Below are 17,075 nucleotides of genomic sequence, written 5' to 3' on the forward strand. Positions count from 1 at the left end.
ATCAGCCAGATATGGTTAACAGGAGGTTAACCATATTCCCCTGCGGCAAGATGGCAATCCAAGAGCGGCCATGGCCGCTCCTCACATGACTGCTCCCACCTGCCAGGGGACGAATTCCAGATCGCCGTAGCCCAGCTGTTCGGACTTCGTGTGCTCGCCCGATGCGACGCGAAGAAGGGTCTGGAATATCTCCTCGCCCTTATCCTCCAGAGAAGTGCCGTCGAGGATATCGCCGCAATTGATGTCCATGTCGTCGATCATGCGCCGGTAGATGTCCGAGTTGGTCGCCAGCTTGAGGGAGGGGGCCGGCTTGCAGCCGAAAGCGGACCCGCGTCCGGTGGTGAAGGCGATCAGGTTGGCGCCGCCGGCCACCTGCCCCGTTGCTGCGACAGGGTCGTAGCCTGGTGTGTCCATATAGACGAAGCCATGCTCCTTGACCGGTTCGGCATACTCGTAGACGGCTCTCAAGGTGGAGCGCCCGCCCTTGGCTGAAGCGCCGAGGGATTTTTCGAGAATCGTCGTGAGGCCGCCCGCCTTGTTGCCGGGGGATGGATTGTTGTTCATCTCGCCACCGTTGCGGGCGGTGTATGCCTCCCACCACCGGATGCGCGAGACGAGCTTTTCCCCGATCTCCCGGGTTGCGGCGCGCCTCGTGAGCAGGTGTTCCGCACCGTAGATCTCGGGCGTCTCGGACAGGATGGAGGTGCCGCCGTGGCGGACGAGCAGATCGGAGGCCACGCCCAGAGCCGGGTTCGCGGTGAGACCGGAATAGCCGTCGGAGCCGCCGCATTGCAGCGCCAGCACCAGTTCCGACGCGGGTCGGGTCTCGCGCTGCGTCTTCGCGGCGATCGGCAGCATGTCCTTCACCGCATCGACGATCGCCTGCACCGTCCGCCGGGTCCCTCCGGTTTCCTGGATCGTCAGGGTACGGAACGTTTCCGTTTCGGTCAGGCCGTATTCCTGCTTCATGCGCCCGATCTGAAACACCTCGCAGCCGAGGCCCACCATGATCACGCCTGCGAAGTTCGGATGGCTTGCATAGCCCCACTGCGTCCGGCGCAGAATGTCGAACCCCTCGCCATAGGCTGCATGGCCGCAGCCGGTCCCGTGCACGATGGCGACGATGCCGTCGATGTTGGGGTATTGAAGCAGGATGCCGGAGCGCTCCACCTCCGCCGCGGCGAACCGGGCCACGGAGGCCGAGCAGTTCACGGAGGTGAGAATGCCGATGTAGTTCCGGGTGCCCGTCTTGCCCGAAGCGCGCCGATAGCCCTGGAAGGTCGCGCGCAGTTCGGGCGGAAGCAGGTCGTCGTCCCTTGCCTCGGCGCAGAATGCGTAATCGCGCTCGAAGTCGTGCAGGCCGACATTGTGCTCGTGCACCCACTCGCCGGGAGCGATGTGGGCTTTGGCGAAGCCGATGATCTGACCGAACTTCCGGATCGGCTCCCCCTCCCGGATGGGCTCGATGGCCATCTTATGGCCGCGCAGGATGCGCTCGCGGGCCGTCAATCCGGCGGCATTCGCCCCCTGGCTGACGAGATCGATGGCGATGACCACGTTATCATCGGGGGAAAGGCGGATGGTGCGAGGTGTGTTCATGGTCATTCTTGTTCTTCTTAGAGATAGCCGAGTTCCTTGAGGAACTGCGGCAGCCACAGGACAGTCTGCGGGATGAAGGTGATGATCCCGAGGACGATGAGGAGCGGGACCAGCCAGGGGGCACAGGCCCTCATGCAGTCCTCGAACGAGATCTTGGCCACCCGGGTCAGCACATAGAGCACCATGCCGACCGGTGGCGTCAGGAGCCCGATCATCAGGTTCAGCACCATGATGAGGCCGAAATGCACCGGATCGATCCCGAGCTTCAGGGCCACCGGCAGCAGCACGGGGGTCAGGATCGTGATGGCCGCAATGGTTTCCATGAAGCAGCCGACGATCAGGAGGAACACGTTGACCAGGATCAGGAAGGTGATCGGATCGGCCGCATAGGCGATGATCCATTCGCCCAAGGCATCCGTGGTGCGGGTGGTGGTGAGCACCCAGCCGAAGATCGAAGCGCCCGCCACGATGAGAAGGACGACGGCGGTGGTCTCGATCGTATCCATGGTCACCCGCACGAACTGGCGCAGGCTCAGCACGGAGTAGCGCGGCCGCTGCCCGCGGGCTGCGAGAACCAGGTTGAAGGTTCGGTGGATCACGGTGGAGAGCAGGAGCGCGTAAGCGCAGGCAAAAACCGCCGCTTCCGTCGGCGTGAACAGGCCGAAGCTCATGCCGCCGATGATGATCGCAGGTGTGAGGAGAGGAAGGAACGCATTGAGGAACGAGCGCCCAAGGCGGCCGAGTTCGAAGCGCGCATCGCGGCCGATCCCGTACCGGTGAGCATAGAGCGCCACCGTGGCGGACATGAAGAGCGCCATGATCAGGCCCGGAATGATGCCGGCAACGAAGAGGGCGTTGATCGAGGCGTTGGCGACGACGCCGTAGATGACCAGAGGCAGGGAAGGGGGAATGATCGGCCCGATCGTCGAGGAGGCCGCCGTCAGGCCCACGGCGAATTTCGTGTCATAGCCATGATCGCGCATGGCTTTGATCTCGATCGTGCCGAGGCCTCCCGCATCCGCCACTGCCGTTCCCGACATTCCCGCGAAGATCACGGATCCTGCCACGTTCACGTGCCCGAGGCCGCCCCTCAGCCAGCCGACGGCGGCGACGGCGAAATCGTAGATCTGCTTGGTGATCCCGGCGGAGTTCATCAGGTTGCCGGCCATGATGAAGAACGGCACGGCAAGCAGAGGAAAGGAGTCGACGCCGTTCACCATGCGATGGATGACGGTGATGACCGGCGTCGTGACCTCTCCCGTCAGGTTGCCGGCGAGAAGAAAGAGCAGCGAGGAGCCGGCGAGCGCAACTGCAATCGGTACGCCGATCACGATCATGATCAGGAGCGCGACAAGCATCAGGGTAATGAGCATGAAGGTCTCCGCAATCAGTCGATGGTGAGGCCATGAGGCGCATCGTCCTCCTGACGCCGCAGGCGTCGCAGGAAGCGCAAGGTCGCATGAACGGTGATGCCTGCGAGAGCCCCAGCCACGGCCCAGTACATGTAGCCTTTCGGGATATCGATGGAGACCATGTAGCCTGGGGCCAGGGCGCCCAGCTGATAGGCATACCAGGCCATGGCCCCGCAGAAGAGCGCAACGAGTCCGTCTACGGCGACGAGGGTCCAGTGCCTGGCCTCCCGCGGCAGGTAGACGAGAAGAGCCTCCACGGCGATGTGCGAGCCCTTGCGCATGGCCGTGATCGATCCGACGAAGGTGACGAGGATCAGGAGATAGCGGGCGATCTCCTCCGTCCAGCCGAGCGAGTTGTTCAGAACATAGCGGGTGAAGAACTGCAGGAAGACGACGCCGAACAGGATCCAGAAGATCGCGAAGACAAGAGCATCCGTCCAGCGCAGATCGGAGAGATCGACCTTGGCCTCCTCCTCCTGCCATTGCTCGAACAAGACATCCATTTCCTGCTGGAGGTCCTCCGAGCCGGTGGCATGATCTGTCCCTGGCCTCAGGGCAGGAGCCTGGGTGTTATGCATGACGGACATTCGCTCTCGCTTTTTGCGCATTGACGGAAGACCCTCTCCCCATCCGGGGAGAGGGTCTCAGGCATGCATCAGTTCGTGGCTGCCTTGACCGATTGCAGACGATCGTAGACCGCCTTGTCCCAAGTTGCGTCCGGACCCATGTGCGCCTTCACCACCGCTTCCCGGAAAGGCGTGCGGTCGACGGTCACGACGTTCTTGCCCTGGCCCTTGAACCACTCGACCAGTTCCTTCTCCATCTTCGCGATATCGTCCGTGCACTTGTCGGCCGCCTCCTGCAGGACTTCGCTCAGAACCTTCTGCTCGTCCGCCGACAGGCGCTTCATCGTGCCGCCGGACACGATGGTCAGCAGGGCATCGGTGATATGGCCGGTGAGCACGATGTTCTTCTGGACCTCGTGGAACTTCTTGGCCTGAATCGTGACGAGAGGGTTCTCCTGGGCGTCGACCACTCCCTGCGAGAGGGCGAGATAGACTTCCGCAAAGGCGATCGGCGTGGGGTTGGCGCCGACGGATCTGGGGAACATGGTGTAGAGCGGAGCATCCGGCACCCGGATCTTCAGCCCTTTCATGTCCTCGGGCTTGGTGATGTCCCTGTTGGCGGTCACGTGGCGCTCGCCGTAATAGGTGAGGCTCACCACCCGGTGACCCGTCTTCTTCTCGTATCCCTGGCCGAGCTCCCTGAAGAGGTCCGACTTGCGGAAGGCATTCCAGTGGCCGAAGTCGCGGAACATGTAGGGCGCGCCGCCGATGGCGAGCGGACCGTGAGCGCGGCCGGCGAAGAGCTGGCCGGTATAGATGATGTCGACGGTTCCGAGGGAGAGGCCCTCGTTGATGTCGCTTTCCTTGCCCAGGGAGGAGGCCGGGAACACTTCGATGGCGTACTTGCCGTTGGTCCGCTTCTTGAGCTCCTCGCCGGCCCAAAGCGCCCACTTGTGATAAGGTTCGGAAGTCTCGTACACATGCGCCCACTTCAGCTTCGTCTGGGCACTGGCGGGGAAGGCGGGAAGCGTGGCGGCTGCGGCAGCGATAAGGCCGAAGGCAAGGCGGCGTGTCAGGGATGGCATAGGCGTTCCTCCGAGAAAGCCCGGCTCTCTGGCCGGTTGCGTGGTGCAGCGAGCCTCCGCCCGCTCAAGAGCGCGACAAGCCGGTGGCGCCAGCCCGTCGGATCAACTAACATGTTAGGCAAATGGAAGCGCTCGACAAGAGAAAAAGATATCCATTCCTCGCCCCCCTGGAGCGGGGCGCACGGGGGAACACGACCGAGCAGGTGGAGCGATCCCTCCGGTCCGCCATCGTTGCCCTCGATTTTGAGCCCGGCGAATTCATCGATAAGGGTGCCGTCTGCACGGCGCTGGGGGTGTCCCGCTTCCCGGTATCCGAGGCGCTGGGCCGCCTGGCGGCAGAGGGCCTCGTGGAGATCCTGCCCCAGCGCGGCAGCCGGGCTGCGCGCATCCGCTTGCCCGAGATCAGGGAATCCATGCTGATCCGCCAGGCTCTGGAAGGCATGGTGGCGGAGAAGGCTGCCGAGTTGCTGCCGACAGACGCCCTTGAGGCGCTTCGCCGCAACCTCGCGGAGCAGGAGGCGGCCGTCTCCCGGGGGGACCGGCCGGGCTTCTATGCCCTGGACCTCGATTTCCACACCCTCCTGGTCGAGGGATTGGGCCTGCCCCGGGTCGCTGCCGTGATCGATGCCTCGCGCGCCAACATCGACCGGGTGCGCCGGCTCCTCTCCTCGCCCCGTCGCCATGCCGTCACCCTCTCCGAGCATCTGGAGATCTTCCGTGCGATCGAGGGTCGAGATCCGGGAGCGGCGCGCAGGGCCATGGAGGCTCACCTGGAAGCGGTCATGGACGAACTGGGGCGGTTCTCGGCCGAGCACGAGGACGCCTTCGTCGATTCCTGAGCGGCGCGGGCCGGGGGACCTCCTAAAAGAGGTGGAAAAGCACCTGCGGAATACCCTGTTCCCGTCCTGTCGGGAGCCGCACCGGCTGACGCGGCGCCGGCGATCCTGTAGCAGCTTGGCCTATGGCCTGACGGTGTTTCGTCCCTAGATCATAGGGGCAGGAGAACAAACGATCATGACTGCTTACGGACCGCTGACACTTCATGTCCCCGAACCAGCCGTGCGCCCCGGAGGAACCCCCGACTTCTCGAATGTGAAAATCCCGAAGGCCGGGGCCGTTCCCAGGCCCGAGGTCGACGTGGATCCGGAATCCATCCGCGACCTCGCCTTCTCGATCATCCGCGTCCTCAACCGCGCGGGCGAGGCGGTGGGGCCCTGGTCCGGGCTCCTGAGCGACGAGGAACTCATCGAGGGCATGCGCCACATGATGACGCTGCGCACCTTCGATGCGCGCATGCTGATCGCGCAGCGCCAGGGCAAGACGTCCTTCTACATGCAGCACCTCGGCGAGGAGGCGATCAGCTGCGCCTTCCGCAAGGCGCTCTCGCCCGGCGACATGAATTTCCCGACCTATCGGCAGGCCGGTCTGCTGATTGCCGGTGGATATTCCATGGTCGACATGATGTGCCAGGTCTATTCCAATTCGCGCGATCCGCTCAAAGGGCGCCAGCTGCCCGTCATGTACTCATCCAAGGAGCACGGCTTCTTCACGATCTCGGGCAACCTCGCCACGCAATACGTTCAGGCGGTGGGCTGGGCGATGGCGTCGGCGATCAGCAAGGACAGCAAGATTGCGGCCGCCTGGATCGGCGACGGCTCGACGGCGGAGTCCGACTTTCACGCGGCCCTGGTCTTTGCATCGACCTACAAGGCGCCGGTGGTGCTCAACATCGTCAACAATCAATGGGCGATCTCCACCTTCCAGGGCATTGCCCGCGGCGGCTCGGGCACGTTCGCCGCGCGCGGGCTTGGCTTCGGCATTCCGTCCCTGCGGGTGGACGGCAACGATTACCTCGCCGTCTATGCGGTTGCGAAATGGGCCATCGAGCGCGCGCGCCGCAACCTCGGACCGACGCTCGTCGAGTACGTGACCTACAGGGCCGGAGCGCATTCGACCTCCGACGATCCCTCGGCCTACCGCCCCAAGACGGAATCCGACGCCTGGCCCCTCGGCGATCCGATCATCCGCCTGAAGAACCACCTGATCGCGCGGGGCGCCTGGTCCGAGGAGCGGCACAAACAGGCGGAGGCTGAAATTCTCGACACGGTGATCGCCGCCCAGAAGGAGGCGGAGAGCTACGGCACGCTGCATGCGGGCGGCAAGCCCTCCGCTCGCGACATGTTCGACGGAGTCTATGCCGAAATGCCGCCGCATCTGCGCCGGCAGCGCCAGCAGGCGGGGGTCTGAGCCATGCCGCGCATGACGATGATCGAAGCCATCCGGGACGCCATGGACGTGATGATGGCGCGCGACGAGCGCGTGGTCGTGTTCGGCGAGGATGTCGGCTATTTCGGCGGCGTGTTCCGCTGCACGGCGGGCCTGCAGCAGAAATACGGCAAGACACGTTGCTTCGATGCCCCCATCAGCGAGTCCGGCATCGTGGGAACCGCCATCGGCATGGCGGCCTACGGCCTTCACCCTTGCATCGAGATCCAGTTCGCCGATTACATGTACCCGGCCTACGACCAGATCGTGTCCGAGGCTGCCAGGCTGCGCTACCGCTCGAACGGCGAGTTCACCTGCCCCATCGTCATCAGGATGCCGACCGGCGGCGGCATCTTCGGGGGGCAGACCCACAGCCAGAGCCCGGAGGCCCTGTTCACCCACGTGGCCGGGTTGAAGACGGTGGTGCCGTCGAACCCCTATGATGCCAAGGGACTCCTGATCGCGGCCATCGAGGATCCGGACCCGGTGATCTTCCTGGAGCCGAAGCGCCTCTACAACGGTCCCTTCGACGGCCATCACGACCGTCCCGTCACACCCTGGTCCAAGCATGAACTGAGCGAAGTGCCGAGCGGTCACTTCACCCTGCCACTCGGCAAGGCATCGGTCGTGCGCGAGGGGGCAGCCATGACCGTCCTCGCCTACGGCACGATGGTCTATGTCGCCCAGGCGGCGGCAGCCGAGACCGGCATCGATGCGGAAATCATCGATCTGCGCACCCTCATTCCGCTGGATCTGGAAACGATTGCCGCATCCGTGCGGAAAACCGGGCGCTGCGTGGTCGTGCATGAGGCAACCCTCACGTCGGGCTTCGGCGCGGAACTCGCCGCCCTTGTCCAGGAAAACTGCTTCTTCCACTTGGAGGCGCCGGTGGCTCGGGTCACGGGATGGGACACGCCCTATCCGCATGCGCAGGAATGGGATTACTTCCCGGGGCCGGCCCGCGTCGGCCGCGCCCTGGTCGAGACGATGGAGGCCTGACATGGGCGAGCACCTGATCAAGATGCCCGATGTCGGCGAAGGCATTGCCGAGGCCGAACTCGTCGAGTGGCACGTGAAGGTCGGAGACCTCGTGCGCGAGGATACGGTTCTGGCCGCGGTCATGACCGACAAGGCGACCGTCGAGATCCCGTCCCCTGTCGATGGCGAGGTCGTATGGCTCGGCGCCGAGATCGGCGACGTGGTCGCCATCGGATCGCCCCTGATCCGCCTGAAGGTCGGTGGCGAGGACGGCGCCGGCTCCTCGGATGAGATTCCGAAGGGCGAGGCGAAAAGGGCTCCCCAGCGTGCCGAAGCGATCGAAGCCCAGGCGGACGGAGCTGTGAAGACCTCGGAGGCCATCGTCGAGCGACAGGCGGAAAGCGCCCCGTCCCGGCCGGTCGAGACGCCGAAGGCACCTCCCGCGAGGATGCACCGTCCGCCCGTGCCGCGCTCCGAGGGCGAGCGGCCGATTGCTTCGCCCGCCGTGCGGCTGAGGGCCCGCGAGGCAGGCATCGACCTCCGGCAGGTACCTGGCACCGGCCCCGCCGGCCGCATCACCCATGAGGATCTGGATGCGTTCCTGACCCACGGTCGACAGGCGGTGCAGGCGCCGGGGCTCGCCCCGAACACGGCGGTCGAGCACGTCAAGGTCATTGGACTGCGCCGCAAGATCGCGGAAAAGATGGCGGTCGCCAAGTCGCGCATCCCGCACATCACCTATGTGGAAGAGGTCGATGTCACGGCGCTCGAGGAGCTTCGGTCGTCGCTCAACGCCACCAAGCGGGCCGACAGGCCGAAGCTGACGCTGCTGCCGTTCCTGATGCGCGCCATGGTGAAGGCCATCGCCGAGCAGCCGCAGTTGAACGCGATCTATGACGATGAAGCCGGAGTCGTCCACCAGCACGGCGGCGTTCACATCGGGATCGCGACGCAGACCGCCGCCGGTCTCATGGTGCCGGTCGTCAAGCATGCGGAGGCGCGCGACCTGTGGAGCTGCGCAGCGGAACTCAACCGCCTGGCGGATGCAGCGAAGGCGGGCTTGGCCACGCGAGAGGATTTGACCGGATCGACCATCACGATCACGTCCCTGGGTGCCATGGGCGGCATCGTCACGACGCCGGTGATCAACCACCCGGAGGTTGCCATCGTCGGCGTCAACAAGATCATGGTGCGGCCGGTCTGGGACGGATCGACCTTCATCCCCCGCAAGATGATGAACCTCTCATCCAGCTTCGATCATCGCATCATCGACGGCTGGGATGCGGCCGTGTTCGTGCAGCGCATCAAGACCCTGCTCGAAACGCCTGCGATGATCTTTGTGGAGTCGTGAATCCGATGAAGGACATTTCCTGCAAGCTCCTCGTGATCGGAGCCGGCCCCGGAGGCTATGTCTGCGCCATCCGCGCCGGCCAGCTCGGAATCGATACGGTCATCGTCGAGGCGAAGAAGCCCGGCGGAACCTGCCTCAATGTCGGATGCATTCCTTCGAAGGCGCTCATCCATGCGGCCGAGGAATACGACAGGATCGTGCATCTCGCCTCCGGCCGCAACGGGCTCGGCATCCGCACGGCGAAGCCCGAGATCGACCTGTCGCAAACCATCGCGTGGAAGGATACCATCGTCGGCCGCCTGAACACGGGCGTCTCCAGCCTGCTCAAGCGGGCCAAGGTCAAGGTGGTGAACGGCCATGCCCGCTTCCGCGACGGCAAGACGGTCGAGGTGGAGACGGAAACCGGGCGGCAGGTCATCCGCGCCGAGAACGTTGTCATCGCCACCGGATCGGCGCCTGTCGAGCTGCCGAACCTGCCGTTCGGGGGCTCCGTCATTTCCTCGACGGAGGCTCTGAGCCTGACGGAGATTCCGGAGCGGCTCGCGGTGGTCGGCGGCGGCTATATCGGCCTGGAACTCGGCACGGCCTTCGCCAAGATGGGCGCGAAGGTCACGGTCGTGGAGGCACAGGCCCGCATCCTGCCGCAATACGATGCCGAGCTGACGCGGCCGGTCCTCAAGAAGCTGCAGGCCCTCGGTATCGAGGTCATGACCCGGGCGAAGGCCAAGGGGTTGGCAAAAGCCGGCGGCACGCTGCTGGTCGAGACCGAGAGCGGGTCGGAGGTTTCTCTGGCCGCCGACAGGATTCTGGTCACGGTCGGCCGCAGGCCGGTGACGCAGGGCTGGGGCATGGAGGAACTGGTCCTCGATATGGATGGTCCCTTCATTCGTATCGATGAGCGGTGCCAGACCTCGATGCGCGGGATCTATGCCATCGGCGACGTGACGGGCGAGCCCATGCTGGCCCATCGGGCCATGGCGCAGGGCGAGATGGTCGCCGAGATCGTGGCCGGCCACCGGCGCGTCTGGGACAAGCGCGCCATTCCTGCGGTGTGCTTCACCGACCCCGAGATCGTTGCCGTCGGCCTGACGCCGGAGGAGGCCCAGAAGATGGGCGAGGTGCGCATCGGGCATTTCCCCTTCTCGGCCAATGGCCGGGCCATGACGAAGCTCGGGGAGGAGGGCTTCGTGCGCGTGGTGGCGCGGGCCGACAATCATCTGGTGTTGGGCATCCATGCGGTCGGGCAGGGCGTATCGGAGCTCTCCGCAGCTTTCGGTCTCGCCCTCGAGATGGGCGCCCGCATCGAGGACATTGCCGGAACCATCCATTCTCATCCCACGCAAGGCGAGGCCTTCCAGGAAGCCGCTCTCAAGACTTTGGGCCGCGAACTCCACATCTGATGCAGGCTGTCCGAGGCTTGCGCGCGATCGGGCGCCTGCAGGAGCGCGATGAAAGAGGGCAACCTCTCAGGGTCCTTCGACCTTCGCCTCCGCAGCGGATTGCGCGATTGGGGTCTCCTCGGGCGTGCACAGATGGGCCGCCTGCAGGAGACCGGCTCCATAGGTCTTGTCGCGTCCGGGTTGCCCGAGATCGCGCGTGCCGCTTTCGAGCATAGCCTGCAGGCGTGCGGAGTTTAACTTCGGGTCCGACGCCTGCAGGACCGCTGCCGCGGCGGAGACGAACGGCACTGCGTATGATGTGCCGCTCTTCGTCGTGCCGCCTCCGCCCGGGGCGGCGACCCACAGTTCCACTCCGGGGGCGGCCATGTCGATGTAATCGCCCTGGGTTGCCCTGGGATAGACCCCGAGACGCCGGTCGACGGCCGTGACGGCAACCACGCCCGGATAGCCGGCCGGGTAGGAGGGCTCGGCTCCCGCCCCGTTGTTGCCCGCCGCAGCGATGATGATCATCCCCTTGTCCTGAGCGGATTGAATGGCTTTCTTCAGCACCTCGTTGGGCGGACCGGACAGGCTCATGTTCACCACGCGCACGTTCCGTTCGGCCAGTGCCTCCAGCGCCGTCACCAGCATCGTCACGTCCGTTCGGTCCGCCGTTCCGCGATCCCGGTAGAAGGCGTCCACCGTAAGGAGACGCGCGCCGGGCAGCAGGCCCGGGTTGCTGCTGCCGCCCCTGCCGACGAGGAGCGCGGCCACGGCGGTGCCGTGATCCCGCTGCGAGGAGCTGCCGGGCTTTCGGATCGTCGGCACGACCTCGATCTCCTGCCCCCGAAGAGCCTCGTGCTCGCGGTCGATGCCGGTGTCGATCAGGCCGATTGTGGGAGCCGGGCCGCATTGCCTGGAGGCGGGCAGATTCCATCCCACCAGGGACACCGCCTCGCAGCCCGGCCCGGTGCAGCCTGGGCCTTCGTCCGTGTAGTAGAAGTGATCGAAATCGGCTGCGGCGCCTGCATCCACCGTTTGGACCCTGCGCTTGGCCTGAGCGAGCGACATGCCTCGCGGAGGGACGAGCCGGACCACGCTCGCCAGGGTGCCTTTGGTTGCGGCCTGGGCTTGAAAGCCTTGTGCCTTGAGGCGTGCAAGGTTTCCGGAAGTGAGACCCGCCGCCACGATCGAGCGCTGCGCGCGAACCGGCTTGGGCAGGGATGGTTCGGCCGCGGCATGGCTGTCGCGGGGCACTGGCCTAGGCTCTGCGACGGACGCCTCGATCCGGCTTCGTGCGCGCTCCCTCTGGCCCGCATCGGCCCGTTCCCTGCCCCTGTCTCTGTCCTTGTCGTGACGGTTGCGCTCGTTCTCGACCGCTCTTGCCCGAGGGGTCGAAGGCGAAGGTTTGGCCTGGGCGGCGTTCTGGCGAACTGCCGCTTTCTCGGGAATGCTCGCCGGCAGCGGCGCCGCGGGGCGAAGGCCGTGGAACAGGTGTTCGAGAAATCCGGGTAGGGCTCCGGGAGCGGCGGCAGGAGAGGCTTGCGACCCCTTCCGGGAATGACCGGCGCCCTGGCCCGAGGCTCGGCCGTGGCTCGCCGGGGAGTGACTTGCGTCCGAGCCCCTGGAGCGGCCTGGAGCCGAATCTCTCCCGTTGTCCGGCGATCGCCCGGGACCGGATGCGCTGCCCTGTCCCGATGCGTTCCCGTTGCTGGATCCGGCATTGCCGTTGCCGTTGTTCGGGCTGCCGGCACCCGGGCCGTCCCCGCGGCCTCCAGCAGAACTGCCTCCTGCGTTGCCGCTGTTGTTTCCTGCACTGGCGCCGCCGCCAGGGCCTGCAGCGCTGCCGGAGTTCCCGTTGCCTCCTCCATTGCCCGGGCTGCCGGCATTGCCACTGCCCGCGCCGTTCCCGGCATTGCCGTTACCCTCTCCCCTGCCGTCGCCTTTGCCGCCTCCGTCTGCCTCCTTGGCCGCAGCAGGCGAGGATGTCAGCACAAGCTGGCTGTTCCATTCCAGGTCGAGGCGAAGGCCGAGGGGGAGAGTGAGGGCAACGCACGAGGCTGCAATAAGGAATGGGCGTTGTTTCGATGCCATCGAGCTTGCCCTTCGTGGCCTGCGGCCGGCACCCGTGTCGAGTCCGCAGGCGGCTGGTCGATATGGTCAATAAAACATAACGGCCAAGGCATGAGGATGGTTTCTGAGCAACGCTGTCATGCCGGTCTGCGTATAGATACCACAAAGCCCATGCATCGGAAATGACGACTTGCGCGTCTCTATGGGTAAAATGGGTCCGCGGAGCGGCGCGCAAGCAAATAAGAGCCCGCTGCTTGGATGAATATTTCTAATAAAACTCGTTCAGCTTTCATTCATATTGATTTCAATGCTGCGCAGGAGCGCGAAAGAGTCAGATTTCGCGGAAACTACTCTTAGGGAGGCGCGTTGTTGGGAGGCCGGGTGTTCCGCCCGAACGTTGTAATGAGGAGTCAAGACCATGTCGAAGAAGATCCTGCTTGCCAGCGTCGTTCTGGCCTCCCTTGCCCCCGCAGCGGCCTTCGCTCAGTCGGGCGGCGCTGCCGCCGGCGCGGCCACGGGTGCCGTGGGCGGCGCGATTGTCGGCGGCCCGGTCGGTGCGGCCGTGGGTGGCGTGACGGGCGCCATCGTCGGCGGCATCGCCGATCAGCAGCAGCCGGAGTTCCGCCAGTATGTCACCACGCAGAAGGTTCCTTCCTACACCTATAAGGAAGAGGTGCGCGTGGGTGCGGTTCTCCCGGAATCCGGCGTGACCTTCTATGAGGTTCCTGCCGAGTACAAGGTCAAGGGCTATCGCTACACGGTCGTGAACAACACCCCCGTCCTTGTCGAGCCCGGCTCCCGCAAGATCGTGCAGGTCATCCGCTAAGGAATCCGAATTTCTCTATCGGGAGGGCGGCCTTCGGGCCGCCCTTTTCGTGTCTGCAGGAGCTCGAAACGGAGCAGGGGGCAGGCGAACCTCCTCTTGAGCATGGAATAAATCGACTAGCTTCTCCGTTATCAATCCATCAGGCCTTGCGGAGCAGGAATGCCGGCAGCCATAGGACAGGAACTGGTGGCTCTTCTGCCACGCCTGAGGCGCTTTGCTTTGGTGCTCTGCCGCTCGCAGACCCTTGCGGACGATCTCGTTCAGGGGGCGTGCGAGCGGGCCCTGGCCCGTGCGGACAGCTGGGCGCCGGGAAGTCGGTTCGATGCATGGATGCTCCGCATTCTCCACAATCACTGGATCGACCACCTGAGACGGACAAGAGCTGAAGGCATGACGGAAGATGTGACGACGCAGACGCAGCTGATCGGCGATGCAGGCGAGGACCCGATCTTCAGTCGCCTGGTCCTGTCCAAGGTCCAGAAGGCCATCGACGCCCTCCCTCAGGAGCAGCGCGAGGTGCTCGTCCTCGTCTGCGGCGAGGATCTCTCGTACAGGGAAGCCGCCGAGATCCTGAATGTGCCGGTTGGGACGGTGATGAGCCGCCTTGCGCGCGCCCGCAAGCGCCTTGTGGAAATGACCGCAGCCGCCTGAGCGCTGCAGAATGATGCCGGAGGTGGACCCATGTCGCAGCTGCATCTCAGCGACGAGATCCTGATGGCCTTTGCGGATGGCGAGCTCGACGAGCCGGTTGCCACCGCAGTGGCAAGGGCGATGGCGGAAGATCCTGGCGTCGCAAGGCGTATCCTGGATTTCCAGCAAAGCCGTCGCCTCACGCGTTCGGCCTTTTCCAGCGCGCTTGCTGCCGATGTCCCGCCTGAGCTGCACGCAGCGGTTCTGGCCCGGATCGAAGCGTATGAGGGAAAAGGAAACAGAGCGCCGGCGGCTGGTCCGCGTTCCGTCGTCGCCGAAAGATCGCGCTGGGGATATCCGTCGACTGCCATCGCTCTGGCGGCCTCCGTTGCTGCCGTCAGCCTTGGCCTGGGTTATTTCGCGGGGCGACAGATGGATACCGAGGTCAGCGGCGTCATTGCGCAGCTGGAGAATCCCGACATCCGGGCGGGGTTGAGTCGTGTTGGCTCGGGACAGGAACTTCAGGTTGCCGCCGGGCGCATGCGCGTGATCTCCACTTACCGCGTTGCGGACGGGTCCCTGTGCCGGGAGTTCAGGCTTCATGCAGCGTCCGGCACGGCAGAGGCCGTGGCGTGCCGCAGGCAGGACTGGATTGTCACCTTTGCGCTTGCCAAAGCGGCTGGTGATGCTGGTTACGTCCCCAGTTCCGGAGATGATCCCATGGCAGCCTATCTACAAGGCATCGGCGCCGGAGAGCCTTTGGTGGATGGGGCCGAAGCCGAGGCGCTTGCCGAGACGTCCTCCTGAGCTTCGCTGGGAGGCTTGAGAACGATTTTTCCATTATTGCTGGAATAAACGGGTGAGGCGATCCGTTCTCCCCTCATCATGGCTAGTGATAGAGGGTTAGCATGCGAGCCGCGTATCACCTGGCTTTCCTCGTCTTTTCAGCGGGAACCGTCGCCACGCCCACGACGGCGCCCAATGCCACCGATCAGGCGAACTCCCCTCCAGTGGCGTCCCAGCAATCCGCCGTATTGGAAGCTGCGCGCAGCTTGGCAGTCGACCTATCACCGCGGCAGGAGGCTGTTGCAACGACACGGCTCACGCACAGCGCGGCCATCGGGGAGGCCCTGCCGGAGACCATAGCCCTTCATCCGATCCCGAAGCACGAAACCTACCGCTATGCCGTAGTCAACGGACATCGCGTCATTGTCGACGCCGCGTCCCGCAAAATCGTCTACATCATTCGATGAAGCCTTAAGGCTCCGGATCGCGGAAGCCACGATCCGGCTTGAGAAGGCAGGACATTCATGTTGTTGCAGAAAGCAGCCGGATCCCGGCACGATGTCGCCTTCGGCGGCAAGCCGTTCCTCGTCGTCCCCCTATGCACCAGCTCCCTGATGCACCTTGGATTGGAGCGCATCCTTTCAGGAACGGACTTTGCCGTGTGGCACGAGGCGATCCGGAACCCGTCTCAGGTGCCGGAGATCCTTGACAGCGTATCCCTTCTCTTCATTGTCGATGGGAACGACAGCGCCCTTGAACCCGCAAATCTAATCTCCTGCCTCAAGATGCGCTTCCCCGGCGCGAGGATCGTCATCCTGGCAGACCACTTCAAGCCCGATGCCGTGTTGTCGGCCAGGGAGGCCGGAGTCGATGGTTTCTGCCTGTCATCCTCCCAGCATGACGTTCTGATCAAGTCCCTGGAATTGGTGATGCTCGGGGAGGTCGTCCTGCCGTCCGAGGTCATCCTCAAGATGTCGGAGGACAGCAAAATCCAGGAGGCGCGGGTCACAAGCATCATGGAGCGCGCAGGCCAGGACCATCGGAAGCTCTCCCAGAGGGAGGCCCAGATCCTGAACTGCATCAGGGAGGGGGCGCCCAACAAGGTGATCGCTCGCAGGCTCAATCTCTCCGAAGCAACGGTGAAGGTTCACGTCAAGGCCATTCTGAAGAAGATCGGCGCATGCAATCGCACGCAGGCGGCCCTGTGGGCCACGCGGCACATCCTCCCCGAAGAGACCACGAACCCTTGAGTATGTAAGGACCCACGGGAACGTCGCGGCCTGAAGCCTGCCAGCCCGGTTCTCGGGTCCCGAAAGCTTATGCTGGCAGGCGGTTCCTATGCCCTACCTCCACCCAAGGGAACGGCGTTGCCATCTTTGGCGCGCCGGAGGCTCGTTCATGTTGGCCTGCTGCGTCAGCGGGCAATTCCCTCCGCAATCCTCCGAGCAGGCATGCTTCTGAGCCAGAGTCCTGTCCATGATGGAGCGGATCGTCGTGGCGCAGCGCCCGCATTGCGCCCCGCAGCCGAGGCTCCGATACACCTGTGCAGGCGTGCGAGGGCAGTCCGGCCCGGGATTGAGGCAGTTTCGCACCTCGCCGTCCGAGAAGACGTTGCATGAGCACACGATCAAGATGGGCTCCCGTTCAGGTTCTTCATCAAGGCTGATCCAACGAGGGTGCTCCGGCTATTCCGGAATTCTACGGAGAAACCAGCCGCCAGGGCGGATGCCACCACGGTGTTGAGGCCGGCGCCCGGATCAGGCCAGCGTTCCGACGCCCGCCGTCGCCGGAGCGGCAAGGGACGATCCGGAGGACAATGCCCGTCTTGCCAGCCTGAGGCGGTGAGGAGAATGCGGAGACGGGGCACATCAAGCGGACCTTTGCAGGCGCCGGGAACAGGATGCTCCCGCGACTGATCGAGACCATACCGATCCGGCGAGCGGTCTCTTTGACCCCGCTCAAACTGGATCATGGAGGAAGACTAACTGCGCCCTCGCTTTGTCTGGCGGACAGGGTTCCACTCAGGGGAAACCCTTAGGAATTCTCCTGAGTATCCAGCCATGGCTCGAAACCCTACAGATGAGGTGCAAGGGAGACTTGCCGATGTTGTTGCCAGATGATGCCG

At 64.5% G+C, this 17,075-nt stretch carries 16 protein-coding genes; 10 read left to right on the forward strand and 6 right to left on the reverse strand.

The features are described from left to right. Positions 1-81: 81 nt before the first annotated feature. From GR303_RS13395 to GR303_RS13410, 4 genes are all read right to left on the reverse strand, one after another. Positions 82-1,599, reverse strand: a complete 1,518-nt coding sequence (locus GR303_RS13395; RefSeq protein ID WP_161722747.1) for a UxaA family hydrolase — start codon at positions 1,597-1,599, stop codon at positions 82-84. 17 nt (positions 1,600-1,616) lie between these two features. Then, positions 1,617-2,972: a TRAP transporter large permease gene (locus GR303_RS13400; RefSeq protein ID WP_161722748.1), complete on the reverse strand. Its 1,356-nt coding sequence runs from the start codon at positions 2,970-2,972 to the stop codon at positions 1,617-1,619. A gap of 14 nt (positions 2,973-2,986) precedes the next feature. Beyond that, positions 2,987-3,598, reverse strand: a complete 612-nt coding sequence (locus GR303_RS13405; RefSeq protein WP_161722749.1) for a TRAP transporter small permease — start codon at positions 3,596-3,598, stop codon at positions 2,987-2,989. 68 nt (positions 3,599-3,666) lie between these two features. Continuing rightward, the gene (locus GR303_RS13410; protein ID WP_161722750.1) at positions 3,667-4,662 is read right to left on the reverse strand and encodes a sialic acid TRAP transporter substrate-binding protein SiaP; all 996 of its coding nucleotides are present in this window, start codon (positions 4,660-4,662) and stop codon (positions 3,667-3,669) included. Between the two features lie 203 nt (positions 4,663-4,865). Between GR303_RS13410 and GR303_RS13415 the strand changes: the two genes are divergently transcribed. The 5 genes from GR303_RS13415 (at position 4,866) to lpdA (ending at position 10,656) form a co-directional block, all read left to right on the forward strand. Then, positions 4,866-5,501, forward strand: a complete 636-nt coding sequence (locus GR303_RS13415) for an FCD domain-containing protein (protein WP_161747582.1) — start codon at positions 4,866-4,868, stop codon at positions 5,499-5,501. 175 nt (positions 5,502-5,676) lie between these two features. Next, positions 5,677-6,909 (forward strand): 3-methyl-2-oxobutanoate dehydrogenase (2-methylpropanoyl-transferring) subunit alpha, encoded by a 1,233-nt coding sequence (locus GR303_RS13420; RefSeq protein WP_161722752.1) that lies wholly within the window; start codon positions 5,677-5,679, stop codon positions 6,907-6,909. A gap of 3 nt (positions 6,910-6,912) precedes the next feature. Beyond that, positions 6,913-7,926 carry an alpha-ketoacid dehydrogenase subunit beta gene (locus tag GR303_RS13425; protein ID WP_161722753.1) on the forward strand — a complete coding sequence of 338 codons (1,014 nt, stop codon included), beginning with the start codon at positions 6,913-6,915 and terminating at the stop codon, positions 7,924-7,926. A gap of 1 nt (position 7,927) precedes the next feature. Next, a complete protein-coding gene (locus tag GR303_RS13430; RefSeq protein WP_161722754.1) occupies positions 7,928-9,256 on the forward strand; it encodes a dihydrolipoamide acetyltransferase family protein in 1,329 nt (442 codons plus the stop codon). A 5-nt stretch (positions 9,257-9,261) separates the two neighbouring features. Beyond that, positions 9,262-10,656, forward strand: a complete 1,395-nt coding sequence (lpdA, locus tag GR303_RS13435) for a dihydrolipoyl dehydrogenase (protein WP_161722755.1) — start codon at positions 9,262-9,264, stop codon at positions 10,654-10,656. 66 nt (positions 10,657-10,722) lie between these two features. Here lpdA and GR303_RS13440 read toward each other — a convergent pair whose 3' ends face one another. Further along, on the reverse strand, positions 10,723-11,892 hold the full coding sequence (locus GR303_RS13440; protein ID WP_161722756.1) for a S8 family serine peptidase: 1,170 nt from the start codon (positions 11,890-11,892) through the stop codon (positions 10,723-10,725). A 1,234-nt stretch (positions 11,893-13,126) separates the two neighbouring features. Between GR303_RS13440 and GR303_RS13445 the strand changes: the two genes are divergently transcribed. From GR303_RS13445 to GR303_RS13465, 5 genes are all read left to right on the forward strand, one after another. Further along, positions 13,127-13,534, forward strand: coding sequence for a DUF1236 domain-containing protein (locus GR303_RS13445; RefSeq protein WP_161722757.1), 408 nt, complete (start codon positions 13,127-13,129; stop codon positions 13,532-13,534). A 159-nt stretch (positions 13,535-13,693) separates the two neighbouring features. Next, entirely contained in the window at positions 13,694-14,185 is a 492-nt protein-coding gene (locus GR303_RS13450; protein WP_161722758.1) for an RNA polymerase sigma factor, read from the forward strand. A 30-nt stretch (positions 14,186-14,215) separates the two neighbouring features. Then, complete coding sequence (locus GR303_RS13455; protein WP_161722759.1) at positions 14,216-14,971, forward strand: anti-sigma factor family protein; 756 nt, start codon at positions 14,216-14,218, stop codon at positions 14,969-14,971. 101 nt (positions 14,972-15,072) lie between these two features. After that, positions 15,073-15,417 (forward strand): DUF1236 domain-containing protein, encoded by a 345-nt coding sequence (locus GR303_RS13460; RefSeq protein WP_161722760.1) that lies wholly within the window; start codon positions 15,073-15,075, stop codon positions 15,415-15,417. A gap of 57 nt (positions 15,418-15,474) precedes the next feature. Further along, positions 15,475-16,200 (forward strand): LuxR C-terminal-related transcriptional regulator, encoded by a 726-nt coding sequence (locus GR303_RS13465; RefSeq protein ID WP_161722761.1) that lies wholly within the window; start codon positions 15,475-15,477, stop codon positions 16,198-16,200. 93 nt (positions 16,201-16,293) lie between these two features. Here GR303_RS13465 and GR303_RS13470 read toward each other — a convergent pair whose 3' ends face one another. Then, the gene (locus GR303_RS13470) at positions 16,294-16,575 is read right to left on the reverse strand and encodes a (2Fe-2S)-binding protein (protein WP_425487103.1); all 282 of its coding nucleotides are present in this window, start codon (positions 16,573-16,575) and stop codon (positions 16,294-16,296) included. Positions 16,576-17,075 lie beyond the last annotated feature (500 nt).

Source organism: Microvirga arsenatis (assembly GCF_009910705.1).
Taxonomy (GTDB): domain Bacteria; phylum Pseudomonadota; class Alphaproteobacteria; order Rhizobiales; family Beijerinckiaceae; genus Microvirga; species Microvirga arsenatis.

What these genes read in the sequence shown, in the direction of transcription:
- GR303_RS13395 (WP_161722747.1), bottom strand. Translation starts at nt 1,599, where the DNA reads ATGAACACACCTCGCACCATCCGCCTTTCCCCCGATGATAACGTGGTC.
- GR303_RS13400 (WP_161722748.1), bottom strand. Translation starts at nt 2,972, where the DNA reads ATGCTCATTACCCTGATGCTTGTCGCGCTCCTGATCATGATCGTGATC.
- GR303_RS13405 (WP_161722749.1), bottom strand. Translation starts at nt 3,598, where the DNA reads ATGTCCGTCATGCATAACACCCAGGCTCCTGCCCTGAGGCCAGGGACA.
- GR303_RS13410 (WP_161722750.1), bottom strand. Translation starts at nt 4,662, where the DNA reads ATGCCATCCCTGACACGCCGCCTTGCCTTCGGCCTTATCGCTGCCGCA.
- GR303_RS13420 (WP_161722752.1), top strand. Translation starts at nt 5,677, where the DNA reads ATGACTGCTTACGGACCGCTGACACTTCATGTCCCCGAACCAGCCGTG.
- GR303_RS13425 (WP_161722753.1), top strand. Translation starts at nt 6,913, where the DNA reads ATGCCGCGCATGACGATGATCGAAGCCATCCGGGACGCCATGGACGTG.
- GR303_RS13430 (WP_161722754.1), top strand. Translation starts at nt 7,928, where the DNA reads ATGGGCGAGCACCTGATCAAGATGCCCGATGTCGGCGAAGGCATTGCC.
- lpdA (WP_161722755.1), top strand. Translation starts at nt 9,262, where the DNA reads ATGAAGGACATTTCCTGCAAGCTCCTCGTGATCGGAGCCGGCCCCGGA.
- GR303_RS13445 (WP_161722757.1), top strand. Translation starts at nt 13,127, where the DNA reads ATGTCGAAGAAGATCCTGCTTGCCAGCGTCGTTCTGGCCTCCCTTGCC.
- GR303_RS13450 (WP_161722758.1), top strand. Translation starts at nt 13,694, where the DNA reads ATGCCGGCAGCCATAGGACAGGAACTGGTGGCTCTTCTGCCACGCCTG.
- GR303_RS13455 (WP_161722759.1), top strand. Translation starts at nt 14,216, where the DNA reads ATGTCGCAGCTGCATCTCAGCGACGAGATCCTGATGGCCTTTGCGGAT.
- GR303_RS13460 (WP_161722760.1), top strand. Translation starts at nt 15,073, where the DNA reads ATGCGAGCCGCGTATCACCTGGCTTTCCTCGTCTTTTCAGCGGGAACC.
- GR303_RS13465 (WP_161722761.1), top strand. Translation starts at nt 15,475, where the DNA reads ATGTTGTTGCAGAAAGCAGCCGGATCCCGGCACGATGTCGCCTTCGGC.